Annotated in this window: 19 protein-coding genes; 12 read left to right on the top strand and 7 right to left on the bottom strand. The window is 67.9% G+C overall.

What is annotated here, in order from left to right; all coding sequences use genetic code 11:
• Positions 1-23 precede the first annotated feature (23 nt).
• Positions 24-1,343 carry a glutamate-5-semialdehyde dehydrogenase gene (locus BWR19_07670; GenBank protein APX94945.1) on the bottom strand — a complete coding sequence of 440 codons (1,320 nt, stop codon included), beginning with the start codon at positions 1,341-1,343 and terminating at the stop codon, positions 24-26.
• A 64-nt stretch (positions 1,344-1,407) separates the two neighbouring features.
• Here BWR19_07670 and BWR19_07665 point away from each other — a divergent pair, with 64 nt between their 5' ends.
• The 3 genes from BWR19_07665 to BWR19_07655 are packed head-to-tail and all read left to right on the top strand — an operon-like array spanning position 1,408 to position 4,618.
• Positions 1,408-2,271, top strand: coding sequence for a hypothetical protein (locus tag BWR19_07665; protein ID APX92814.1), 864 nt, complete (start codon positions 1,408-1,410; stop codon positions 2,269-2,271).
• Between the two features lie 2 nt (positions 2,272-2,273).
• Entirely contained in the window at positions 2,274-3,215 is a 942-nt protein-coding gene (locus BWR19_07660) for a hypothetical protein (GenBank protein APX94944.1), read from the top strand.
• Positions 3,212-4,618 (top strand): PA-phosphatase, encoded by a 1,407-nt coding sequence (locus BWR19_07655; protein ID APX92813.1) that lies wholly within the window; start codon positions 3,212-3,214, stop codon positions 4,616-4,618. The genes BWR19_07660 and BWR19_07655 overlap by 4 nt, the downstream gene beginning before the upstream one ends.
• A 66-nt stretch (positions 4,619-4,684) precedes the next feature.
• On the opposite strand, the gene BWR19_07650 is transcribed toward BWR19_07655, so the two are convergent.
• The 3 genes from BWR19_07650 to BWR19_07640 all read right to left on the bottom strand — a co-directional run bounded on the left by BWR19_07650 (position 4,685) and on the right by BWR19_07640 (position 7,357).
• A complete protein-coding gene (locus tag BWR19_07650; protein ID APX94943.1) occupies positions 4,685-5,263 on the bottom strand; it encodes a threonine transporter RhtB in 579 nt (192 codons plus the stop codon).
• Positions 5,264-5,352: 89 nt separating this feature from the next.
• A complete protein-coding gene (locus BWR19_07645; GenBank protein APX92812.1) occupies positions 5,353-5,982 on the bottom strand; it encodes an aromatic acid decarboxylase in 630 nt (209 codons plus the stop codon).
• Positions 5,972-7,357 (bottom strand): UDP-N-acetylmuramate:L-alanyl-gamma-D-glutamyl-meso-diaminopimelate ligase, encoded by a 1,386-nt coding sequence (locus BWR19_07640; GenBank protein ID APX92811.1) that lies wholly within the window; start codon positions 7,355-7,357, stop codon positions 5,972-5,974. The genes BWR19_07645 and BWR19_07640 overlap by 11 nt, the downstream gene beginning before the upstream one ends.
• Positions 7,358-7,550: 193 nt before the next feature.
• Between BWR19_07640 and BWR19_07635 the strand changes: the two genes are divergently transcribed.
• Positions 7,551-8,810, top strand: coding sequence for a 6-phosphofructokinase (locus tag BWR19_07635; protein APX92810.1), 1,260 nt, complete (start codon positions 7,551-7,553; stop codon positions 8,808-8,810).
• Between the two features lie 116 nt (positions 8,811-8,926).
• Here BWR19_07635 and BWR19_07630 read toward each other — a convergent pair whose 3' ends face one another.
• Entirely contained in the window at positions 8,927-10,648 is a 1,722-nt protein-coding gene (locus BWR19_07630) for a serine/threonine protein kinase (GenBank protein ID APX92809.1), read from the bottom strand.
• A gap of 223 nt (positions 10,649-10,871) precedes the next feature.
• Between BWR19_07630 and BWR19_07625 the strand changes: the two genes are divergently transcribed.
• Positions 10,872-11,402, top strand: a complete 531-nt coding sequence (locus BWR19_07625) for an inorganic pyrophosphatase (GenBank protein ID APX92808.1) — start codon at positions 10,872-10,874, stop codon at positions 11,400-11,402.
• 68 nt (positions 11,403-11,470) lie between these two features.
• Here BWR19_07625 and BWR19_07620 read toward each other — a convergent pair whose 3' ends face one another.
• Positions 11,471-12,637 (bottom strand): hypothetical protein, encoded by a 1,167-nt coding sequence (locus BWR19_07620; protein APX92807.1) that lies wholly within the window; start codon positions 12,635-12,637, stop codon positions 11,471-11,473.
• A 197-nt stretch (positions 12,638-12,834) separates the two neighbouring features.
• Here BWR19_07620 and BWR19_07615 point away from each other — a divergent pair, with 197 nt between their 5' ends.
• From BWR19_07615 to BWR19_07585, 7 genes are all read left to right on the top strand, one after another.
• On the top strand, positions 12,835-14,646 hold the full coding sequence (locus tag BWR19_07615) for a thiol:disulfide interchange protein (protein ID APX94942.1): 1,812 nt from the start codon (positions 12,835-12,837) through the stop codon (positions 14,644-14,646).
• 216 nt (positions 14,647-14,862) lie between these two features.
• A complete protein-coding gene (locus BWR19_07610) occupies positions 14,863-15,333 on the top strand; it encodes an acetyl-CoA carboxylase, biotin carboxyl carrier protein (protein APX92806.1) in 471 nt (156 codons plus the stop codon).
• A gap of 21 nt (positions 15,334-15,354) precedes the next feature.
• Positions 15,355-16,695 carry an acetyl-CoA carboxylase biotin carboxylase subunit gene (locus BWR19_07605; GenBank protein APX92805.1) on the top strand — a complete coding sequence of 447 codons (1,341 nt, stop codon included), beginning with the start codon at positions 15,355-15,357 and terminating at the stop codon, positions 16,693-16,695.
• A gap of 86 nt (positions 16,696-16,781) precedes the next feature.
• On the top strand, positions 16,782-17,696 hold the full coding sequence (locus BWR19_07600) for a ribosomal protein L11 methyltransferase (GenBank protein APX92804.1): 915 nt from the start codon (positions 16,782-16,784) through the stop codon (positions 17,694-17,696).
• Between the two features lie 87 nt (positions 17,697-17,783).
• Complete coding sequence (locus tag BWR19_07595; GenBank protein APX92803.1) at positions 17,784-18,824, top strand: tRNA dihydrouridine synthase DusB; 1,041 nt, start codon at positions 17,784-17,786, stop codon at positions 18,822-18,824.
• Between the two features lie 59 nt (positions 18,825-18,883).
• The gene (locus BWR19_07590) at positions 18,884-19,165 is read left to right on the top strand and encodes a Fis family transcriptional regulator (protein ID APX94941.1); all 282 of its coding nucleotides are present in this window, start codon (positions 18,884-18,886) and stop codon (positions 19,163-19,165) included.
• A 65-nt stretch (positions 19,166-19,230) separates the two neighbouring features.
• On the top strand, positions 19,231-20,814 hold the full coding sequence (locus BWR19_07585; protein APX92802.1) for a bifunctional phosphoribosylaminoimidazolecarboxamide formyltransferase/IMP cyclohydrolase: 1,584 nt from the start codon (positions 19,231-19,233) through the stop codon (positions 20,812-20,814).
• 124 nt (positions 20,815-20,938) lie between these two features.
• Here BWR19_07585 and gabD read toward each other — a convergent pair whose 3' ends face one another.
• On the bottom strand, positions 20,939-22,396 hold the full coding sequence (gabD, locus tag BWR19_07580) for a succinate-semialdehyde dehydrogenase (NADP(+)) (protein ID APX92801.1): 1,458 nt from the start codon (positions 22,394-22,396) through the stop codon (positions 20,939-20,941).
• Positions 22,397-22,418: the final 22 nt, after the last annotated feature.

Raw genomic sequence — 22,418 nt, 5'->3', positions numbered from 1 at the left:
CGACCCGCGTCGGGGTCGCGACCTCAGCCACGCGTATGCCCGTCCCCGAACACCACGTACTTGCGCGTGGTCAGCCCCTCGAGTCCCACCGGGCCCCGCGCATGCAGCTTGTCGGTGGAGATGCCGATCTCCGCGCCGAGGCCATACTCGAAGCCGTCGGCAAAACGCGTCGAGGCGTTGACCATCACCGAGCTGGAGTCGACCTCGGCCATGAAACGGCGTGCCAGGGCGTACTGCTCGGTGACGATGGCGTCGGTATGCTGCGAGCCGTAGCGCTCGATATGCGCCATGGCCGCGTCGATGCCATCGACCACGCGGATCGCCAGTACCGGCGCCAGGTATTCGGCGTGCCAGTCCTCCTCGCTGGCCGCGGCGGCCTGGGGCAGGATCTCACGGGTGCGCGGGCAGCCGCGCAGCTCGACGCCATGCTCGGCATAGGCGGCAGCCAGCCGCGGCAGCAGCTCGGCGGCCAGGGGCGCGTCGACCAGCAGCGTCTCCATGGTGTTGCAGGTGCCGTAGCGATGGGTCTTGGCGTTGACGGCGATGGCCAGGGCCTTGTCGTGGTCGGCCGTGGCATCGATATAGACATGGCAGACCCCGTCGAGGTGCTTGATCACCGGCACCCGCGCCTCGCGTGAGATGCGCTCGATCAGCGACTTGCCGCCGCGCGGAATGATCACGTCGACGTACTCGGGCATGGCGATCAGCCGGCCGACCGCGGCGCGGTCGGTAGTGGCGACCACCTGCACCGCGGCCTCGGGCACGCCGGCCTCGGCCAGCCCCGCCTGCAGGCAAGCGGCGATGGCGGCGTTGCTGTCGCGCGCCTCGGAGCCGCCGCGCAGGATACAGGCGTTGCCCGCCTTGAGGCACAGGCTGGCCGCCTCGACGGTGACGTTGGGGCGCGATTCGTAGATGATGCCGATCACTCCCAGCGGCACGCGCATCTGGCCAACCTGGATGCCGCTGGGGCGGTAGCGCAGGCCGTCCACCTCGCCCACCGGGTCGGGCAGCGCGGCGACCTGGTGCAGGCCCTCGAGCATGGCATCGATTCGCGCATCGGTCAGCGCCAGGCGATCGAGCAGCGCCGCATCCAGGCCGTTGTCGCGCCCGCGTGCCAGGTCACCGGCATTGGCCTCCAGCAGCCGCGGTCGTGCCTGCTCCAGATGCTTGGCGGTGGCCAGCAGCGCAGCGTTCTTGCGCGCGCTATCGAGGCCGCGCAGGGTCATGCTGGCGGCGCGGGCCTGCTGGCCCAGGCGGTCCATGTAGGCAACGACATCGGTGATGGCAGCGGTGTGTTCTGACATGCCCTGGCGTGACTCCTGTTGTGGCCGTGCGGTGACCATGACCGCCGGCGTGAAAAAGCTCATGATACAGCGAAGCAGATCAATATAAGGCACCATGACGAGCATGTACAAAGTCCACGGCTTTCGCCTCACCCTGCTGGCCGGCGCCCTGCTCTGCGCGGCAATGGCGGTCCTACTCGAGCCGGCCACGGTGCGTCCGCTGCTGTGGGCCTCGGCGCTGTGGCTGTTGGCCACCGCCCTGCTGATCGAGCGCAGCTTTCGCTGGCCGGCGCGCCTGCCCTGGCAGTTGGTGCCCAGCCTGCTGCTGGCAAGCCTGTTAGCCATCGAGCCAGGCGTACTCGGCAGCTGGCTATGGGCCTTCGCGATCCTGATGATGCTGCCCCAGCCGCGCTGGATGATGGCGCTCAATGTGGCGCTGGCGAGCCTCGCCTGGTGGCAGGTGGCCGCCACTCTGCCGCGCGCCGAAGCCGCCGTCAGCGGCTTGCTGCTGGGCCTGCTGCTGCTGGCCGGCGCCGCCCACGCCCTACAGCTGCGCCCGCTGTGGCAGCGAGTCAGCCAGCGCCAGCGGCTGGCGCCCGGCCTGCGCCTGTGGTCGGCGGAGCGCCTCGATCAGGCCATCGTCAGGGAGCGTACACGCAGCCAGCGTGACCCCTTGCACAGCGAATTGCTGCTGCTGAGGACCTCGGGGCGCCGCTGCTGGTGGCTCGCCCAACGCCTGGCCATGGCCAGCCATGCGTTCGAGCACTGCTATCGTCTCGACCGGCGCACCCTGGCCATCATGCTGGTCGATCGCAGCCCTGCCGCGGTGCGCCAACGCTGCGAGGCGCTGGTCCACGACGCGCTGCATCACCCTGGCCTGCGCGCCCGCACGCTGCCGCTGGCCGACAGCGAACGCCTGGACACGGCCCGCGCGGCCCTCGCCGAGCAGCGCTCGGCGCTGGTCCACGACGCTCAGGAGGCCGGCTGATGATGACCCGTCTGGACGCATCGCCGTCACGGCTGTTCGCGCTGGTCTACCTGGTGGCAGCGCTGCTCGCCGCCACGCATGGCGGCTGGCACTACCTGATGGGCCACTACGACTATATCCTGCTGCCCGGCATCGGCGCGCTGCTGCTGCTGGCCGCCGCGGTGGTACGGCTGGCCGATCACCGCGCCCAGCGCATCTCCTCCTACATGCTGATCAGCACCGGGTATCTGCTGCTGGCCGTGGAGCTGATCCGGCTCGAACAGGTCGCCGACCTGTGGCTGGGACTGCCCCCGGTGGTGGCGCTGTTGCTGCTGCCGCTGGGGCCGGCGCTGATGCTCAATCTGATGCTGGCGCCGCTGTGGCTGCTGCTGATGGACCTCGACATGTCCCCCGAGCTGGCTGCGCTCAGCTATGTCGCCCTGGTCGCGCTGTGCACCCTGGCGCCCTGGGAGCAGCTGCGCCAGCACGCCCTGCTGCGCGCCACCGATCCCGGCGAACCGCACTGCGAGGCGCTCACCGCCAGCGCCGTGGAAGAGACGCTGCAGAGTGAGCTGGCCCGCGCCCAGGCCTTCGAGCGGCGGCTCAGCGTGCTGGTGATTCACCTGCCGCAGCTCGACATGGCGCGCGAGCAGTTCGGCCAACGCCTCTACCACGACATGTTGCAACGCTTCTGCCAGGTAGCGCACCATACGTGCCGCAGTCATGACAGCCTGGGCCGTGCCGAGGGCAACCTGTTCTGGCTGGTGCTGCCAGACACCGGCGACAACGGCGCGCTGATGGTGCGCAATCGACTGCTGGCGGCGCTGGAGCGCTGTGTGCTGGCCGAAACCGGCCCGCTCACCGCACGCATCGCCGTATGCACGCCGCAGCCCGATGAACGCTGGCTGGCCTTTGAACAACGCCTCCTGCGCAGGGGGCACGCGCTGACGGAGTCCGCGTCTTGAACATTGCCGACTGGCTCTACCAGTTGACCCCATCTCCCGCGCTGCTGCTGCTGATCATCGCCATCATCGCCCTGCTCGAGTGCCTGGCCGTGGTCGGCCTGATCATGCCCGGGGTGGTGCTGATGACGGCCGCCGCCTCGCTGGCGGGGCATCAGGACCTGTCGATCCCGCTGGTGCTGCTGGCCGCCGGTCTTGGCGCACTGGCCGGCGACGGCCTGAGCTTCGCGCTGGGCTATACCCAGCGCGAACGGGTTCCGCGACTGTGGCCGTTCCATCGTCACCCGGAGTGGCTGGCACGCGGCGCGCGCTTCTTTCAGCGCTACGGCACCCTGTCGGTCATCTTTGCGCGCTTCGTGGGGCCGGTGCGCCCGGTGATCCCGATGATCGCCGGCATGCTGCACATGTCGCCGTTCGCCTTCGTGTGGGCCTCGCTGCTGTCGGCGCTGCTATGGGCACCGGCCTATGTGCTACCCGGCTACCTGCTGGGACGCACCTGGCAGCAGCTGCTCGATATCCCGCCCGGCACCCAGCAGTGGCTACTCGCCCTGGCCGCAGTAATCGTGGTGCTGGCGCTATGCTTTTCGTGGCTGCGTCACCAGCTGGCGCGAGGCGGGCGGGTATACTTCGCCACTGCCCGGCTGGCCCGCGGCGGCGCCTGGCGACGCCGGCTGTGGATGCGCCTGCGCGCGCGCCGACCGCGCGGCGAGTTCCCGCTGGGCTCGCTGTGCCTGCTGGTCTTCTCGCTCTCCGCGCTGTGTATCTGGACGCTGATCGTGCTCGAGCATCAAGGCCCGATGCTGATGGACCTGCAGATCCAGGGCATGGCGGCGGCACTGGACATGCCCTGGGTAGCGACCGCCAGCGAGCTGATGGCGCGAGCGGGGGATACCTATGGGGTGCTGGCACTGTTCCTGCCCTGGGCGCTGTGGCTGCTGTGGGCACGCCACATCTCGGCCTTTCTTCACCTCAGCGCCGGGCTCGGCGGGATCGCCGTGGCCAACACCCTGTTCAAACAGTTGGCCGGGCGCGAGCGGCCGGACTTTCCGGAGTATCTGGCCGGGTCGCTGGCCTATCCCAGCGCCCACGCCTCCACCGCCGTGGTGCTTTACGGCCTGGCCGCCGCCTTTATCGCCCAGGAGCTAGCCTCGCGCTACCGCGTGTGGGCGTATTGGGTGGCGATCCTGCTGGCGGTGCCGATGGCGCTGTCGCGCCTGACGCTGGGCGTGCACTGGGCCAGCGACCTGATCGGCGGCGCGCTGCTGGGGCTGGTGGTCTGTGCCCTGGTGCGCATCAGCTACCACCGCTTCGCCCACCGCTCGCTGACCCCGGCGCCCTGGCTGAGCCTCGCCAGCGCCTCGCTGATCCTGCTGGCGATGCGGCTGGCCTGGCTGCCTCCCACCTGAGCTGGGCGCTCAGAGCCTAGACTTTGCACGAAAAGTCGGCGAGCGCAGCCAGTTTTCGTGCAGAGCCTACCCAAGCGCCAGCCAGATCCCCACCCCCACCATCATCGACCCGGCGATGCGGTTGAGCAGCCGCACGTTTCCGCTCTCGCCGAGCAGCTTGCGCGCGGTGCGGCCGCCGCCGGCGTATATCAGCAGGCAGATGAACTCGATGATCAGGATCACCGCCACCAGCGCCGCCAGCTGCGGCCCCAGCGCCAGGCTGGCGTCGAGAAACGGCGGCAGCAGCGCGACGAAGAAGGCCCAGCCCTTGGGGTTGGCCACCGCGGTAACGAAACCCTGCATGGCCAGCTGGGTGCGCGTAGCGCGCGGCAGTTCGACGCTTTCCAGCGGAATCGCCATGCGCCCCCGGGAGCGCCACATCATCACCCCGAGATAGGCCAGGTAGGCGCCACCGACCCACTTGAACAGCGCGAACAGCTCCGGCTGGCGCAGCATCAGCGCCGCCACCCCGGCGCCGGCGGCCACCGCCACCAGCGCCACGCCGACGAGCTCGCCGAGCATCATCCACAGGGTGCGCTTCACGCCCTGGGTCATGCCGAGGATCATCGCTAGGGTCATGCACATGCCCGGGGTCAGCGAGACCATGAAGAAGGTCGGCACGAACACCGACAGCAGCGACAGCTTGATCACGCTAACCTCCGTGTAGGTAAATACCCATCGCTGGGCGCTTGATGCTAGGCGCTTGGCGCTGCTTCCCCCCAGCGCGGCATCAGGCGGTGCTCGATGCCGAGCTGATTGAGAATCCGCGCGACAATGAAATCGATCAGGTCGTCGACGCTCGACGGCTGGTGATAGAAGCCCGGCGCCGCGGGCAGGATCACCGCCCCCATCCGCGTCAGGCTCAGCATGTGCTCGAGATGGATCGCCGAGAACGGCGTCTCGCGGGGCACCAGGATAAGCTGGCGGCGCTCCTTGAGGGCCACGTCGGCGGCACGCTCGATCAAGTTGTTGCTGGCCCCGGTGGCCACGGCAGACAGAGTGCCGGTGGAGCACGGGCAGATCACCATCGAGGCCGGCGCACCGGAGCCGGAGGCCACCGGCGCCATCCAGTCCTCGCGGGCGAAGCAGCGAATCTGCCCGTCACGGGCACCGCTCAGCTCGTTGAGCGCAGCCACCAGCCGCTCGGGGCGGGCCGGCAGCGACACCTGGGTCTCGGTGTCGATCACCAGATGCGCCGCCTTGGAGATCATCACCCACACTTCATGCTCGGCGGCGACCAGGCACTCGATCAGCCGCAGGCCGTACTGGGCGCCTGAGGCACCGGTCAGCGCCACCGTGACCGGGGGCTTGAAGTCATTCGCCATGCGCCACCTCCAGGGCTGCCAGCAGCATCTCGTGAATGCCACCGAAGCCGCCGTTGGACATCACCACGATGCGATCCAGCGGCTGTGCCTCGGCCACCACCGCCGCCACCAGGGCGTCGAGGTCATCGATCAGGTCGGCCGGGGGGCGGCACTCGGCGAGCACCTCGTCGAGCGACCAGTCGAGCCCCGGCGGCTGGTACCACCACACCGCATCGGCCGCCTCGACGCTCGCCGCCAGCCGGCTGCGCAGCGTGCCCAGGCGCATGGTGTTGGAGCGCGGCTCGATCACCGCCAGCAGACGCCCCCTGGGCGTCGCGGCGCGCAGCCCGCCGAGGGTGGCCGCTATCGCCGTGGGGTGGTGGGCGAAATCGTCGATGACCTGGATATGCGCGATCTCGCCGCGTACCTCCTGGCGCCGGCGCGGGTTCTCGAAACGCGCCAGGGCCGCGCAGCCGCGCGCCAGATCGACGCCGCAGGCGTGGGCCGCCGCCAGCGCGGCCAGGGCGTTGCGCGCGTTGTACTCGCCGTTGAGCGACCAGTCGACCACCGCGTCTTCCTCGCCACCGTCGGCGCCGCGCCGGATGATCCGAAAGCGCGAGGCGTCGTCGCGCTCCAGCGCGAACCGCCAGTCACTGCCCTGCTCACGCCCCAGGCGCGCCACCGGCGTCCAGCAGCCCTGCGCCAGGACCCGCTCCAGCGCCGGCTGATCGTCGGCCACCAGCAGCTGACCGCGGCCCGGTACGCTGCGCACCAGGTGGTGAAACTGACGCTCGATGGCGGCCAGGTCGGGAAAGATATCGGCGTGGTCATACTCCAGATTGCCCAGCACGGCGATCAACGGGCGGTAGTGGACGAACTTGGAGCGCTTGTCGAAGAAGGCGGTGTCGTACTCGTCGGCCTCGACCACGAACGGCGCCCCCGCGCCGCCCAGCCGCGCCGAGACGCCGAAGTTGCGCGGCACCCCGCCAATCAGGAAACCCGGCTCAAGGCCGGCAGCCTCGAGCAGCCAGGCGGTGAGGCTCGCGGTGGTGGTCTTGCCGTGGGTGCCGGCGATGGCGATCACCGGGCGCCCGGGCAGCACCTGCTCGGCCAGCCACTGGGGACCCGACACATAGGGCAGGCCCTGATCGAGCACCGCCTCGACTTCGGGATTGCCCCGCGACAGCGCATTGCCGATCACCACCAGATCCGGACGCGGCACCAGATTGGCCGCGGCGAAACCCTCGCTGAGTTCGATACCGGCCTCGGCCAGCTGGGTGCTCATCGGCGGGTAGACATTGGCATCCGAGCCGCTGACGCGATGCCCCAGCTCGCGCGCCAGCAGCGCCAGGCTGCCCATGAAAGTGCCACAGATTCCAACAACATGAACGTGCATCGCATGCCTCCTGCCAGCGTCGCTGGGAGACTAGCACGCCGCCCGAGTCGCCACCACAGCCCGCCGCGGCGACCCTCGACAATCCGTTGGCAGATAGCGACAGGATGCAGCACACCCCACTTTCGACTAAGATATGCCACCACTTCTTTACGCCCTTTCGACGACCCGACACCGCAGGAGCGAAGCACCCCACATGGCCCAGCACAATGCCTTCTATGCCCAGTCAGGTGGCGTCACCGCCGTCATCAACGCCAGCGCCTGCGGGGTGATCGAAACCTGCCGCCGCGAGTCCGACCGGATCGGCAAGGTTTATGCGGGCCACAACGGCATCATCGGCGCCCTCACCGAGGACCTGATCGACGTCTCCCAGGAGTCCGACGAGGCCATTGCCGCGCTGCGCCATACCCCGGGGGGCGCCTTCGGCTCGTGCCGCTACAAGCTCAAGGACATCGAGACCCATCGCACCCAGTACGAGCGGCTGATCGAGGTCTTCAAGGCCCACGACATCCGCTACTTCTTCTACAACGGCGGCGGCGACAGCGCCGACACCTGCCTCAAGGTCTCGCAGCTCTCCGAGAAGCTCGGCTACCCGCTGACCGCCATCCACGTGCCCAAGACGGTCGACAACGACCTGCCGATCACCGACAACTCGCCGGGCTTCGGCAGCGTGGCCAAGTACATCGCCACGTCTACCCAGGAAGCCTCGCTGGACATCGCCTCGATGTGCGCCACCTCGACCAAGGTCTTCGTGCTCGAGGTGATGGGCCGCCACGCCGGCTGGATCGCCGCCGCCGGGGCACTCGCCGGCAAGGGCGAGGGCGAACCGCCGCACCTGGTGATCTTCCCCGAGATTCACTTCAACCGTGCCGCGGTGATGAAGCGCGTCGACGAAGCGGTCAAGAAATACGGCTACTGCGTGATCGTGGTCTCCGAGGGCGCGCGCTACGAGGACGGTACCTTCCTCGCCGACTCGGGCAACACCGACGCCTTCGGCCACCGCCAGCTGGGCGGCGTGGCGCCGACCCTGGCCGGCATGGTCAAGCAGGACCTGGGCTACAAGTACCACTGGGCGGTCGCCGACTACCTGCAGCGCGCCGCGCGTCACCTGGCCTCGAAGACCGACGTCGACCAGGCCTATGCGGTGGGCAAGAAGGCCGTCGAGCTGGCGTTGGAGGGCAAGAACGCCATGATGCCGGCGATCAAGCGCGTCTCCGACAACCCCTACGAGTGGCGCATCGAGGCCGCCCCGCTGGCCGAGGTCGCCAACCGCGAGAAGTTCATGCCGCGCGACTTCATCCGCGAGGATGGCTTCGGAATCACCGAGGCGTGCCGCCAGTACCTGTCACCGCTGATCCAGGGCGAAGACTTCCCGCCGTTCGAGAACGGCCTGCCCAAGGTCGCCCATCTCAAGCTGGCCAAGGTCGAGCGCAAGCTGCCGACGTTTACGCTATAAGCGCCAACTCGGCAGCGCTGCGCGCTGCAATCGCGAATGAGTTCGCTCCTACAGAGGCATAGCGTCAAAGCCAGTGTAGGAGCGACTTCAGTCGCGATGGGGTTGGCATCCAACCCTCAGCGCAGCAGCCACGACAGCACCAGCAGCAGCAGCAGGATGCCGGCCACCCCTTGCCAGAAGTTGACCGGCTCCTTGAGCAGCCGGTGACTGGTGCGCTCGCGGCGTTCGCCGGCGGGGTCGCGCAGCGCATAGAGAAACTCAGACAGCCGCCGGAAGCGCAGCGCGCGCTGCGGGTCGAGGGCGCGGCGCAGCGCCTCGTCCAGCGCCGGACTGATTTCGGGGTTGTGCATCCGCGCGCTGCGATAGGTCAACTGCTCGAGATCGGTGTGGCTGCGCAGCTCGTGGGGCGGCAGTTCATAGGGCAGCGCGCCGCTTAACAGCCAGTAGACCGTCGAGGCCAGCGCGTACTGGTCACTGCGCCGCCCCACGTCGGTGTCGAGGGCATACTCCGGCGCGCTGTGCTCGGTCAGCCCCAGCTGCCGCGCCAGCTCGCGGGAGTGCTTATGGCCATCGCCTTCGCGCAGCCGGCAGGCGCTGAAGTCTGCCAGCACCACCTGGCCATGGCGATCGATGAGGATATTGTCGGGGTGAATCTGCTGGTGCAGCAGGTCGCGGCGGTGCAGCGCCTGCACCGCTTTGCCCAGCTGGCGGGCGATATCCAGCCGCTGGGCCAGACTCGCCTGGGGGTGGCGCCGCGACCAGTCCGAGAGCCGCTCGCCGTCGACGTAGGCCATCAGGTAATAGAGGTAGCGGCGCGGCCGCGATGACTCCATGACCCGCGCCACGAACGGCGAATTGACCCGCTCCACCACCCACTGCTGGAGCAGGAAGTGCTCGAGGTAGGCGTTGCGGCTGGAGAGCTCGGGACTCGGCGCCTTCATTACCATCTCGCGTTCGCTGTAGGTATCGCGCACCCGGTAGACCCGCGACTGGGCGGTGCGAGACAGCACCTCCTGCACCTCCAGGCCGTCGAGGCGCTCGCCGGGGCCAAGCTCCGGCGGCACCGGCAGGTCGCCGTACAGCCGCCCAGGGTGGTCCTGTTCGGCCTCGGGCAGGTGGTCGATGCGCACCAGCTGGAAGCAGAAGGGTTCGCCGCCGTAGCCGCGGGCCTGGGCGCGACTGGTGGCGGCCTCGGCCAGGCGCTCGCAGGCCGCGTTGAGGTCGCTGGCATCGGCGCGGATCAGCTGCACGTAGTCGGAGGGCATCAGCGTGCCGCGCACCGCCTGGGTGGTAAACAGGAAGATATCACCCTGCTTGAGCGGCACCGAGACGTAGTCGATGTCGATATTACCGTCCAGCCCCAGCGCCCGGGAGGGGTAGCGATAGCCGCCGAGGTCGGTGACGTGGTCGCGGGAGAGCTGCTCGAATTCGGCGCCGCGCAGGCGAAACACCAGGGTATCGCCCATGTGGAACAGGTGCCCGTCGCGCCCGCGATAGACCATCGCCGACAGCGAGGCCATGTAGCTGCCGTTCTGGACATGGCCGCTCTGGCTGTAGCACCAGCCATTGAGCGCCCGCAGCACGCGGGTCGCCGAAGTCTTGACGTCCCAGTGATCGGGGGTCGAGTAGTAGTCGGCGAGAAAGCCGCGCACGCTGAGGTCGCCGGCCTGCTTGGCGATGGCATTGCGCGAGCTGGAGTCGCTGATCAGCGCGCTGGCGCCCTTGGCCTCGAGCAGGGTGTGCTCGGCGGGCACGCGGACCGACATGGAACTGCGATGATGGCGGCGATCGGGGGCGACGAACGCTTGGCCGATGCTCAGCGACAATTCAGAACCCACTGCTCCTCCCGTGACACCTCACTGGTCGGCTGCACGCCGCACTGGCGACAGCGCTCTCCATCATACACCGCTTATGCGACAAGCACTTGTCCACCAAAGGAGAAAGCCCAGCATTGGTAATCGGCGAGGGCTCTTCGTATAATTCGCCGCATTGCAATAAATGCCAGCGTCCTGGCCTTTGCCAGCACTCCGCATTCCCCCTACGTTGATAAAGGACTGCAGCATGAGTTTCGACAAGATTCCCGCCGGCAAGGACCTCCCCAACGACGTCTACGTCGCGATCGAGATCCCCGCCAACCACGCGCCGATCAAGTACGAGATCGACAAGGACATGGATGCGCTGCTGGTCGACCGCTTCATGGCCACGCCGATGTTCTACCCGGCCAACTACGGCTTCATCCCCGACACCCTGGCCGACGACGGCGACGCCCTCGATGCGCTGGTGGTGACCCCCTACCCGGTCCAGCCCGGCAGCGTGATCCGCGCGCGCCCGGTGGGTGTGCTCAACATGACCGACGAGGCCGGCGAGGACGCCAAGCTGGTGTGCGTGCCGCACCAGAAGCTCACCGCCCTCTACGACGATGTCCAGGAAGTCACCGACCTGCCCGAGCTGCTGCGCCAGCAGATCGCCCACTTCTTCGAGAACTACAAGGATCTCGAGAAGGGCAAGTGGGTCAAGGTCGAGTCCTGGGAAGGCGCCGAGGCCGCCCGCGCAGCGATCGAGAAGGCCGCCGCGGCCTACGCCAAGGCCTGAGCCGACAGCATCCCGCAACGCCAGCGGGCCGCCCTAAGGGCGGCCCGCTGTCATATCCGCGCCCTGTGTCACGAGGCCTCGTCACCCTCGGCCGGCGCCTGCGTCTCGTCGATCTCCTCCGGCTCATCGGCGGCGTCATCCGCGTCGTCATCTTCCACCACGTCCTCCACCGGCGGCTCGACGGCCTGCTCCTCCTGTGCCTGGTGCACCTCGCTGACCTCCACCTCGGCGACCCGTGACGCCAACTCGCCGGCCAAGTCGCGGGCGCGCACCGTGTAGTTGGCCATCACCAGCGAATGGTTGGCGAAGATGCCGAACCCCGAGCCGTTGAGAATTACCGGGCTCCAGATTCGCCGCTGGGTCATCTCCAGTTCGGCGATCAGCTGCTGCCAGTCTTGATGGGCCTCGGCGGCCTCGAGCAGGTCGCCATAGTCGCGCTCCAGGCCGCGCAGGAAATGCAGCAGCGCCCAGCCGCTGCCGCGCGCCTCGAAGAAGATGTCGTCGACGCGATACCAGGGGGTGGCCTCCGGCTGCTCGTCGGCGTCGATACCCAGCTGTCGACTGGCGTCACGCTCGCCGATGCTGGCCGAGAGCCGCCGGGTGAGGTCGTCGAGACGCGCTTCGACGCGCAACAGCCAGTCGCCCAGCGGCTCGCCGCGGGGCGCGAACCCCTCGGCAGCGTCCCCGCCCAGCTCGCTCAAGTAGCTCGCCAGCGCCTCGGAAGCCTGGCCGAAGCGCTGCTCCGCCGACGGGTAGAGCCAGTCGCGGCTGCCCACCTGGAGGCGCGCCTCGGCCTCCTCGAGATACGGGTCATCGCCGCCGGCCATCGCCACCAGGCTGGCCGACAGGTCGCGCGATTGCTGCAGCACGCCGAGTTCCCAATTGGGCATGTTGTCGAGCCACACCCCGGGCGGCGCAACATCGTTGCGCAGGTAGCCGCCAGGCTTGTCGGTCAGGGTGTCGACCACCTGCTTGAGGGTGGCGGTGCTCACCGTGCCGCGCGCGCCGGGCAGCCCCGACTGATCGCCCTCGAGGGCCTGACGCTGCTCACCGGTGGCACGCTCGACGTCGAACGGCGGCGGCTCGCGGCTCCACCAGATGCCCAGCACCAGCGTCACCAGCAGATAGAGCAGCAGCAGCGCCAGCAGTGGTTTCCAGATCCATCCATAATTGGGCCGCTCGAGTTCTCGGCGCCGCGCATCGCGCGTGGACTTGCGTCTTCCCAGCAGTGACATGGCATCGCTTCCTTGATGTAAGGGACAAAAGGCCGCAGCGTACTCAACTCACACCCGCTTAGGTTATCCTAGCAGGTGGCTCGCGCGCCAAGCGCCACCGGGAACGACCGCCGGGCCCGTCCGACCATGCGACCAAGGATACGCCACTCGTGAACTCGCGCTTCGCCTACCGCACTGTGATTGCCTGGCTGCTGCTGATGCTGCTCCCGGCGCTGGCCCAGGCCCAGTGGTTCTCATCCGGCGGCGGCTCGAGTCGCGACTTCCTGCCGGTCCACGAAGCCTTCGAGGCCAGCGCCTGGCTGGACGACGACACCCTGTATGTCGGCATGCAGAGCGCCGACGACTACTACCTGTACCGTCACCGCTTCGAGATCGAGAGCCTCGACGATGACGTGACCCTGGGCGAGCCGGTGATCCCCCCCGGCGAGGCGCACAGCGACGAATTCTTCGGCGACGTCTATGTCTTCTATGAGCCGGTGGTGCTGGAGATTCCCCTCGACAACGGCGCCCCCGAATCGCTGTCCCTGGCGCTGACCTTCCAGGGCTGCGCCGACGCCGGGCTCTGCTATCCCCCCGAGCGCATCACCCTGGAGGCAATGCCCGGCTCGCCGCCGGGGATCTTTGCCAACGCCCAGGCAGGCGGCGGCACCGCCGGCGACGCCCGTGCCGACATCGCCGCGCCCAACCTGCAGAGCGCCGACGGCCGCTTCAATGCGCTGCTGGCCGACGCCAGCCCGCTGTTGATGGTGGGGCTGTTCTTCCTCGCCGGGCTGGCATTGACCTTTACCCCCTGCGTACTGCCGATGGTGCCGATCCTGTCATCGATCATCGTCGGCCAGAACCCCAGCCGCGGGCGCGCCTTCGTGCTCTCGGCCAGCTACGTGGCCGGCATGGCGGCGACCTACGCCGCGGTGGGCGTGCTGATGGGACTCTTCGGGGCCGGGCTCAATCTTCAGGCCCAGCTGCAGTCGGCACCGGTGCTGATCGGCTTCAGCGCCCTGTTCGTGGTGTTCGCACTGGCCATGCTGGGCGCCTTCAACCTGCGCCTGTCGCCCGCCCTGGCCGGGCACATCGATGCCTGGCAGGCCCGCGCCCAGCGCAGTGGCCCGCCGGGCCTGGCGCTGGCCGGGTCGCTCTCGGTGCTGGTGGTGTCGCCCTGCGTCTCGGCCCCGCTGGCCGGCGCGCTGGTGTTCATCTCGACCACCGGCGACGCCGTGCTGGGCGGCGCCGCACTGCTGGCGCTGGGCTTGGGCATGGGTGTTCCGCTGCTGCTGGTGGGCACCTTCGGCACCACCATGATGCCGCGCACCGGCGCCTGGATGAACGGCGTCAAGATCGCCTTCGGCGTGCTGCTGCTGGGCGTGGCGATCTGGCTGATCGAACGCCTGCTGCCCCCCGCGGTGGCCCTGCTGCTGTGGTCGGCACTGGCCATTGGCACCGCGCTGGTCCTCGGCGCCCTGCGCCTCGATGCTCCGCGCGGCTGGCCGCAGCTGCGCCAGGGCGCCGGCCTGATGCTGCTGATCTGGGGCATTGCCCTGGTGATCGGCGCCGCCCGCGGCGCCCAGGATCCGCTGCGTCCGCTGGCCACTCCGCCGGGCGTGCTGGCGGAGCGCAGCGGCGTTGAAATAGCCACCCCGGTAAAGGTGACACGGCTCGAGGACTTCCAGGCCGCGCTGGCCGACGCCAGCCGCGAGGGTCGACCGGTGTTCGTCGACGTCACCGCGGACTGGTGCATCTCCTGCAAGCAGATGGAGCGCAGCGTCTATCCCAGTGCGGCGAACCAGCTGGCCGGCTTCCAGCGCATCCAGATCGATGTCACCGAGACCACCGCAGAAAGCCGTGAGCTGCTCGACCACTTCGGCCTGTTCGGCCCTCCCAGCCTGATGTTCTTCGACGGCGAGCGTGAGATTCGCGACGCACGCATCCTCGGCGAGGTCGGCCGCCGCGACTTCGCCCAGCACCTCGATCAGTTGATCAGTTGGCTCGACCAGCAGCACGCCGCGACGTGATCGTCGTCAAACGTCCGTTTAGTTGCGGGCTTTAGCGACCATCGCCGCGGCGCGCTGGACAAGCCTCCGATTTTTCGGCACACTCCGCGAACACTGTTCTTAACGGCATATATCACGATATTTTTCATCAACGTGCCGTTATCTACACAAAGTCGGCTCAGGTTGACAGCGTCAGCCGGCGACGACATGTTCTCCACCCCTGATCGAGACAGATTCATGGATATTCGCAAGGTCAAGAAGCTGATCGAGCTGCTGGAAGAGTCCAACATCAGCGAGATTGAAATTCAGGAAGGCGAAGAGTCGGTCCGTATCAGCCGCCACCCCAATGGCGCTGTCTATCAGCAGAGCATGCCGCAGTACGCCATGCCGCAGGCGGGCTATGCACCGCAGCCCTCTGCGCCGTCCGCCCCTCAGCCCAGCGCCGAAGAGAGCAGCGGACCGGCACAGCCCGAGGGCCATGCGGTCGCCTCGCCGATGGTCGGCACCTTCTACCGCTCCCCGGCCCCCGGCGCCAAGCCGTTCGTGGAAATCGGCCATAGCGTCAAGAAAGGCGATGCCGTATGCATCGTCGAAGCCATGAAGATGATGAACCAGATCGAAGCCGACAAGGACGGCGTCATCGAAGCCATCCTGGTCGAGGACGGTGAGCCGGTCGAGTTCGACCAGCCGATGCTCATCATCAGCTAACCTCCAAGGGGCGCAACCATCATGTTGGACAAGGTACTCATCGCCAATCGTGGCGAGATCGCCCTGCGCATCCTGCGTGCCTGCAAGGAGCTGGGCATCAAGACCGTGGCCGTCCACTCCAAGGCCGATCGCGAGCTGATGCACGTACGGCTGGCAGACGAAGCGGTGTGCATTGGCCCGCCCTCCTCGGCCCAGTCCTACCTCAACATCCCGGCGCTGATCAGCGCCGCCGAAGTCACCGATGCCAGTGCCATTCACCCTGGCTACGGCTTCCTCTCCGAGAACGCCAACTTCGCCGAACAGGTCGAGCGCTCCGGTTTCACCTTCATCGGCCCGCGCGCCGAGACCATTCGCCTGATGGGCGACAAGGTCAGCGCCATCGAGGCCATGAAGAAGGCCGGCGTGCCCACCGTGCCGGGGTCCGATGGCCCGGTGCCCGACGATCCCCAGCAGACCCTGGCGATCGCCCGACGTATCGGCTATCCGGTGATCATCAAGGCCGCCGCCGGCGGCGGTGGCCGCGGCATGCGCGTGGTGCACAACGAGGCTCACCTGCTGTCGTCGATCAGCGTGACCCAGAACGAGGCCAATGCCGCGTTCGGCGACGGCACCGTGTACATGGAGAAGTTCCTCGAGAAGCCGCGCCACGTCGAGGTCCAGGTGCTGGCCGACGGCCAGGGCAACGCCATTCATCTGTATGATCGCGACTGCTCGCTGCAGCGCCGCCACCAGAAAGTGCTCGAGGAAGCCCCGGCGCCGCACCTCGACCCGGAGGCTCGCGCGCGGGTGCTCAAGGCCTGCACCGATGCCTGCCTGACCATCAACTACCGCGGTGCCGGCACCTTCGAGTTCCTCTACGAGAACGGCCAGTTCTTCTTCATCGAGATGAATACGCGGGTGCAGGTCGAGCATCCGGTCACCGAGATGGTCACCGGCGTGGATATCGTCAAGGAGCAGCTGCGCATCGCGTCCGGCCTGCCGCTGTCGATCACCCAGGATGACGTTCAGCTCAACGGCCACGCCTTCGAGTGCCGCATCAACGCCGAGGACTCGCGCACCTTCATGCCCTCACCGGGCAAGGTCACGCTCTATCACGCCCCCGGCGGGCTCGGGGTACGCATGGACTCGCACCTGTATACCGGCTATACGGTGCCGCCCTACTACGACTCGCTGATCGGCAAGCTGATCACCTGGGGGGCCGACCGCGAGATCGCCCTGACGCGCATGCGCATCGCCCTCGACGAGCTGCTGGTGGAAGGCATCAAGACCAATATCGACCTGCAGAAGGATCTGGTGCGCGACAGCCACTTCCAGCACGGCGGGGTCAATATCCACTATCTCGAGAAGAAGCTCGCCCAGTAACCGCTGGCGTGCTGGACGGGGCGGCCACTGGCCGCCCCGTTTGCGTGTAGCTGGCACCGCTTACCGCTCATTCAGGAGGCATGCCCATGCCCTGGCTGCAACTCAAGGCCCATACCGCCCCCGAGCACGCCGAACGGCTCGAGGAGCTGCTGCTCGATGAGGGTGCCAGCGCCATCACCCTGGAGGATGCCCACGATGATCCGGTGTTCGAGCCCGACCGCGGCACCACCCCGCTGTGGCGCGAAACGGTGCTCACCGGCCTCTATGATGACCTGGAAGGGGTCGAGGCCATGCTCGAGCGCGTGCGCCGGGCGTGGGCGGAAGAGCTGCCCGACGAGCCGTGTCCGCAGATCGAGGTCGAGCTACTCGCCGATCGCGACTGGGAGCGCGAGTGGATGGATGGCTTCACCCCGCTGCAGATGGGCCAGCGGCTGTGGATCGTGCCCAGCTGGCACACCGCGCCGGACCCCGATGCCGTCAACCTGCTGCTCGACCCGGGCCTGGCCTTCGGCACCGGCACCCACCCCACCACCGCGCTGTGCCTGGCCTGGCTCGACGCGCTGTCGGTGGACGGCGAGCTCGACGGCCGCGAGGTGCTCGACGTCGGCTGCGGCTCGGGGATCCTCGCCATCGCCGCACTCAAGCTGGGGGCCGCGAGTGCCGTGGGCACCGACATCGACCCTCAGGCGCTCACCGCCAGCCGCGACAACGCCGAGCGCAACGCGGTGGACGCCGATGCCCTGAGCCTGCACTACCCCGAGCAGCTCGACGACGCACGCCCCTTCGAGGTGGTGGTGGCCAACATTCTCGCCGGACCGCTGGTCGAGCTGGCGGCGATGATCGCCGGCCACGTCGCCCCGGGCGGTCGCCTGGCGCTGTCCGGCATTCTCGAGGCCCAGGCCGACGAGGTGCTGGACGCCTATCGCGAGCGCGGCCTGATCATGGACGAACCGCTCAGCCGCGACGGCTGGGTGAGACTGAGCGGACGCCGGCCGAGTTAATGCCGGGCTGGCTGAATGTCCACCTTCACCCGCGGCCAGCCGGTGGGTATGATATGCCCCCCTTGATGACGATGCGCTCGATCGACCATGCCCATTGACGCCTCGGCGCTGCCGTCCATCGGCCGCCACCGCCTGCCCAACCGCGTGATCCTGGCCCCCATGGCCGGGGTCACCGACCGCCCCTTCCGGCAGCTCTGCCGCCGGCTGGGCGCCGGGCTGGTGGTCGGCGAGATGGTCACCTCGGATCCCAGCCTGTGGCACACCCGCAAGTCGCGGCTGCGCATGGATCACCGCGGCGAGCCAGGCCCTCGCGCGGTGCAGATCGCCGGCGGCGACGCCGCCATGCTGGCCGAGGCGGCACGCCTCAATGCCGAGCAGGGCGCCGAGATCATCGACATCAACATGGGCTGCCCGGCCAAGAAGGTCTGCAACAAGGCCGCCGGCTCGGCGCTGCTGCGCGACGAACGCCTGGTCGCCGAGATTCTCGATGCCGTGGTGGCCGCCGTGGACGTGCCGGTGACGCTCAAGATTCGCACCGGCTGGTGTGCCGAGAGCAACAACGGCCTACGTATCGCGCGCCTCGCCGAAGACGCCGGCATCCAGGCGCTGGCGGTGCACGGCCGCACCCGCGAGCAGCGCTACACCGGCCATGCCGAGTACGACACCATCGCCGCGATCAAGGCCGCGATATCCATTCCTGTATTCGCCAACGGCGATATCGATTCTCCCGAGAAAGCAGCCCGCGTCCTCGACTATACTGGGGCGGATGCGGTAATGGTCGGCCGTGGCGCCCAGGGCAATCCCTGGCTGTTTGCCGAGATCGACCACTACCTGCGCCACGGCCAGCGGCTCGCGGCCCCCAGCGCGGCGCAGCGCCGCGAGGTGATGCAGGACCACCTCGCGACCCTGCATGCGTTCTACGGCGAGCACATGGGCGTGCGCATCGCCCGCAAGCACCTTGGCTGGTACCTGGCCCGGCATGCCGCCGATGACCATGCCGTCAAGGCGCTGCGGGCACGATTCAATGCTCTGGAGCGTGCCCAGGCACAGCAACACTTCGTGGATCAACTGTTTCGCCATCCCGCCGACATTCGGCAGATGGCGTCGGATGGAATCAGTGCAGCATGACCACCAGGCAACCCACACCACCAGGCTCCCTGATGACCGCCACTCAGGAATCGCTTGACCTGGCCGCGGCGCTGCCCAGCGATGACGACGTCTCGCTGGCCCATACGCCGACCGACCGCCCGCTGCGCGAGGCGGTGGATGTCGCCATGCGACGCTACTTCGCCCACCTCGACGGCGAAACGGTCACCGACCTCTACGCCATGGTGCTGGCGGAAGTCGAGGCGCCGCTGCTCACTGCGGTCATGGACCACGTCGACGGCAATCAGACGCGCGCCGCCGACATGCTGGGGCTCAACCGCGGCACGCTGCGCAAGAAACTCAAGCAGTACGACCTGATCTGATACCACCGGGGAGCCGCATGCGGCTCCCTTGGCGTTTAATGACTTACCACTTCGAGAGTATTCCTATGGCCCACTCCGCCTCCTCGCTTCCCGTTCGCCGCGCTCTGCTCAGCGTCTCCGACAAGACCGGCATTGTCGACTTTGCCCGCGGGCTCAGCGAACACGGCGTCGAGCTGCTCTCCACCGGCGGCACCTTCCGCCTGCTCGAGGAGCACGGCATCGCAGTCACCGAGGTGTCCGAGCACACCGGCTTCCCGGAGATCATGGACGGCCGGGTCAAGACCCTGCATCCCAAGATTCACGGCGGCATCCTGGGCCGCCGCGGCCAGGACGATGCGGTGATGGCCGAGCACGACATCGCGCCCATCGACATGGTGGTGGTCAACCTCTACCCCTTCGCCAGCACCGTCGCCAAGCCCGACTGCCGCCTCGAAGATGCCATCGAGAATATCGACATCGGCGGCCCGACCATGGTCCGCGCCTGCGCCAAGAACCACGCCTATACCACCATCGTGGTCAATGCCGATGACTATCCGCGGGTGCTCGGCGAGCTGGCCGCTCATCAAGGCGCGGTAAGCGAGGAGACCCGCTTCGACCTGGCGGTGCGCGCCTTCGAGCATACCGCCGGCTACGACGCCGCCATCGCCGACTACCTGGGCAGCCGCGTGCCGGGCGGGGAAGATGGCTTCCCGCGCACCTACAACCTGCAGTTCCACAAGAAGCAGAGCATGCGCTACGGCGAGAACCCGCATCAGAACGCGGCCTTCTATGTCGAGGCCGACGCCCGCGAAGCCAGTGTCGCCACCGCCACCCAGCTGCAGGGCAAGGCGCTGTCGTTCAACAACGTCGCCGACACCGATGCCGCCTTCGAGTGCGTCAAGGCCTTCAACGACACCGCCTGCGTGATCGTCAAGCACGCCAACCCCTGTGGCGTGGCGGTGGGTGCCAGTGCGCTGGACGCCTACCACAAGGCCTTCGCCACCGACCCCACCAGCGCCTTCGGCGGCATCATCGCCTTCAACGTGGCGCTCGACGCCGACACCGCCCGCGCCATCGTCGACCGCCAGTTCGTCGAGGTGATCATCGCCCCGGGGGTCAGCGAGGAGGCCCGCGCCATCGTTGCCGAGAAGGCCAACGTGCGCCTGCTCGACGTGGCCGACCACTGGCCCGGCGAGCGTGAGCATGCCCACGACCTCAAGCGCGTCACCGGCGGCCTGCTGGTCCAGGACCGCGACCTGGGGATGGTCGGCCGCGACGAGCTGACCGTGGTCAGCGAGCGAGTGCCCAGCGAGCAGGAGCTGCGCGACCTGGCCTTCGCCTGGAAGGTCGCCAAGTACGTCAAGTCCAACGCCATCGTCTACGCCAAGGATGGCCAGACCATCGGCGTCGGCGCCGGCCAGATGAGCCGCGTCTACTCGGCGCGCATCGCCGGCATCAAGGCCGCCGACGAGGGCCTCTCGGTGCCCGGCTCGGTGATGGCCTCGGACGCCTTCTTCCCGTTCCGCGACGGCATCGACGCCGCCGCGGCGGCCGGCATCACCGCGGTGATCCAGCCCGGCGGCTCGATGCGCGACCAGGAAGTGATCGACGCCGCCAACGAGGCGGGCATTGCCATGGTGTTTACCGGTATGCGCCACTTCAAGCACTGAGGAGATGAAAACGCTGGACCATCGCCCAGCGGTTTTCTCAGGCAATGCATAATAGAACCCCCATCGGCCCTGGGCCGATGGGGGTTCCGTTTCTACTGCTTAACAACTATTACTGCGAGTTCGCTCAGCCCAGATCGATACACAGGTACTTAGTCTCGACGAACTCTTCGAGCCCCTGGCGGCCGCCCTCGCGGCCCAGGCCCGAGGCCTTGACGCCGCCGAACGGCGTTGCCGGGTTGGAGATCAGCCCGGTGTTGATGCCCACCATGCCGTACTCCAGCGCCTCGGCGACGCGCCATACCCGGCCCAGGTCGCGGGAGTAGAAGTAGGCCGCCAGGCCGTACTCGGTGTCGTTGGCCATGGTGATGGCGTCCTCTTCGTCATCGAAGGGGAACACCGCGGCCAGCGGCCCGAACGTCTCCTCGTGGGCGACTTTCATGCTGTCGTTGGCGGCGCTGATCAGGGTCGGGGTGAAGAAGTTGCCGCCCAGCGGATGCGGGTTGCCGCCGAGCAGCAGCTGGGCACCGTGATCGACGGCGTCGTGCACGTGATCGCTGACCTTGTCGACGGCGTTATGATCGATCAGCGGGCCGATATTGATGCCTTCCTGGGTACCGTCACCGACGTGCAGCTCGCTGTTCATGGCCACCGCCAGCTTCTCACAGAAGGCATTGACCACGCTCGACTGCACCAGGAAGCGGTTGGTGCACACGCAGGTCTGGCCGGCATTGCGGAACTTGGCGGCCATGGCGCCATCCACGGCAGCGTCGAGATCGGCATCCTCGAACACGATGAACGGCGCGTTGCCGCCCAGCTCCAGCGATATCTTCTGAATATGCTGCGCCGCCTGGGCCATCAGCGTACGGCCCACCTCGGTGGAGCCGGTAAAGGTGATCTTGCGCACCACCGGCGACTCGGTGAGCGCCGCGGCGATCTCCGAGGCGCGCCCGGGGACCACGTTGAAGACACCGCGCGGCACCCCGGCACGTTCGGCGAGCAGCGCCAGCGCGGTGGCCGAGAACGGCGTCTGGCTGGCCGGCTTGACCACGATCGGACAGCCGGCGGCCAGCGCCGCGCCAGCCTTGCGGGTGATCATCGCCGCCGGGAAATTCCACGGCGTGATGGCACCCACCACGCCCACCGGCTGCTTGGTGACCACCACCCGCTGATTGGCACTGGCGGCGGGGATCGTCTCGCCATAGATGCGCCGCGCCTCTTCGGCGAACCAGCGCAGGAAGCTGGCCGCATAGGCGATCTCGCCGGCGGCTTCCTTGAGCGGCTTGCCCTGCTCGAGGGTCATGATGGTGGCCAGCTCCTGCTGATGCTCGTGCATCAGGTCGTGCCACTTCATCAGGATGTCGGCGCGCTCGAGGGCGGTCAGCGCGCGCCAGGCCGGAAACGCAGCCTCGGCGGCCGTAATCGCCCGCTCGGTTTCGGCACGCCCCAGACGCGGCACGCGGCCGATGGCCTCGCCGTTGGCCGGATTGATGACATCGATCTGTTCACCGCTGTCGGCGGCGACCCAACTGCCATCGATATAGGCAAAGGGACGAAATAACGGACTGTCTTGCAGGGATGACATGATGTTCTCCTTTCCATCATTG

This window comes from Halomonas sp. 1513 (assembly GCA_001971685.1).
Taxonomy (GTDB): Bacteria; Pseudomonadota; Gammaproteobacteria; order Pseudomonadales; family Halomonadaceae; genus Franzmannia.
Note: the sequence above shows the minus strand (reverse complement) of the source record. Positions and strands in the feature narration are given on the sequence as shown.

Excerpts from the sequence above, each read along its gene's own strand:
- BWR19_07625 (APX92808.1), top strand. The coding sequence starts at position 10,872 with ATGAGTTTCGACAAGATTCCCGCCGGCAAGGACCTCCCCAACGACGTC.
- BWR19_07670 (APX94945.1), bottom strand. The coding sequence starts at position 1,343 with ATGGTCACCGCACGGCCACAACAGGAGTCACGCCAGGGCATGTCAGAA.
- BWR19_07600 (APX92804.1), top strand. The coding sequence starts at position 16,782 with ATGCCCTGGCTGCAACTCAAGGCCCATACCGCCCCCGAGCACGCCGAA.
- BWR19_07650 (APX94943.1), bottom strand. The coding sequence starts at position 5,263 with ATGGTCTCGCTGACCCCGGGCATGTGCATGACCCTAGCGATGATCCTC.
- BWR19_07620 (APX92807.1), bottom strand. The coding sequence starts at position 12,637 with ATGTCACTGCTGGGAAGACGCAAGTCCACGCGCGATGCGCGGCGCCGA.
- BWR19_07615 (APX94942.1), top strand. The coding sequence starts at position 12,835 with ATGCTGCTCCCGGCGCTGGCCCAGGCCCAGTGGTTCTCATCCGGCGGC.
- BWR19_07585 (APX92802.1), top strand. The coding sequence starts at position 19,231 with ATGGCCCACTCCGCCTCCTCGCTTCCCGTTCGCCGCGCTCTGCTCAGC.
- BWR19_07610 (APX92806.1), top strand. The coding sequence starts at position 14,863 with ATGGATATTCGCAAGGTCAAGAAGCTGATCGAGCTGCTGGAAGAGTCC.
- BWR19_07635 (APX92810.1), top strand. The coding sequence starts at position 7,551 with ATGGCCCAGCACAATGCCTTCTATGCCCAGTCAGGTGGCGTCACCGCC.
- BWR19_07640 (APX92811.1), bottom strand. The coding sequence starts at position 7,357 with ATGCACGTTCATGTTGTTGGAATCTGTGGCACTTTCATGGGCAGCCTG.
- BWR19_07595 (APX92803.1), top strand. The coding sequence starts at position 17,784 with ATGCCCATTGACGCCTCGGCGCTGCCGTCCATCGGCCGCCACCGCCTG.
- BWR19_07605 (APX92805.1), top strand. The coding sequence starts at position 15,355 with ATGTTGGACAAGGTACTCATCGCCAATCGTGGCGAGATCGCCCTGCGC.
- gabD (APX92801.1), bottom strand. The coding sequence starts at position 22,396 with ATGTCATCCCTGCAAGACAGTCCGTTATTTCGTCCCTTTGCCTATATC.
- BWR19_07665 (APX92814.1), top strand. The coding sequence starts at position 1,408 with ATGTACAAAGTCCACGGCTTTCGCCTCACCCTGCTGGCCGGCGCCCTG.
- BWR19_07660 (APX94944.1), top strand. The coding sequence starts at position 2,274 with ATGACCCGTCTGGACGCATCGCCGTCACGGCTGTTCGCGCTGGTCTAC.
- BWR19_07645 (APX92812.1), bottom strand. The coding sequence starts at position 5,982 with ATGGCGAATGACTTCAAGCCCCCGGTCACGGTGGCGCTGACCGGTGCC.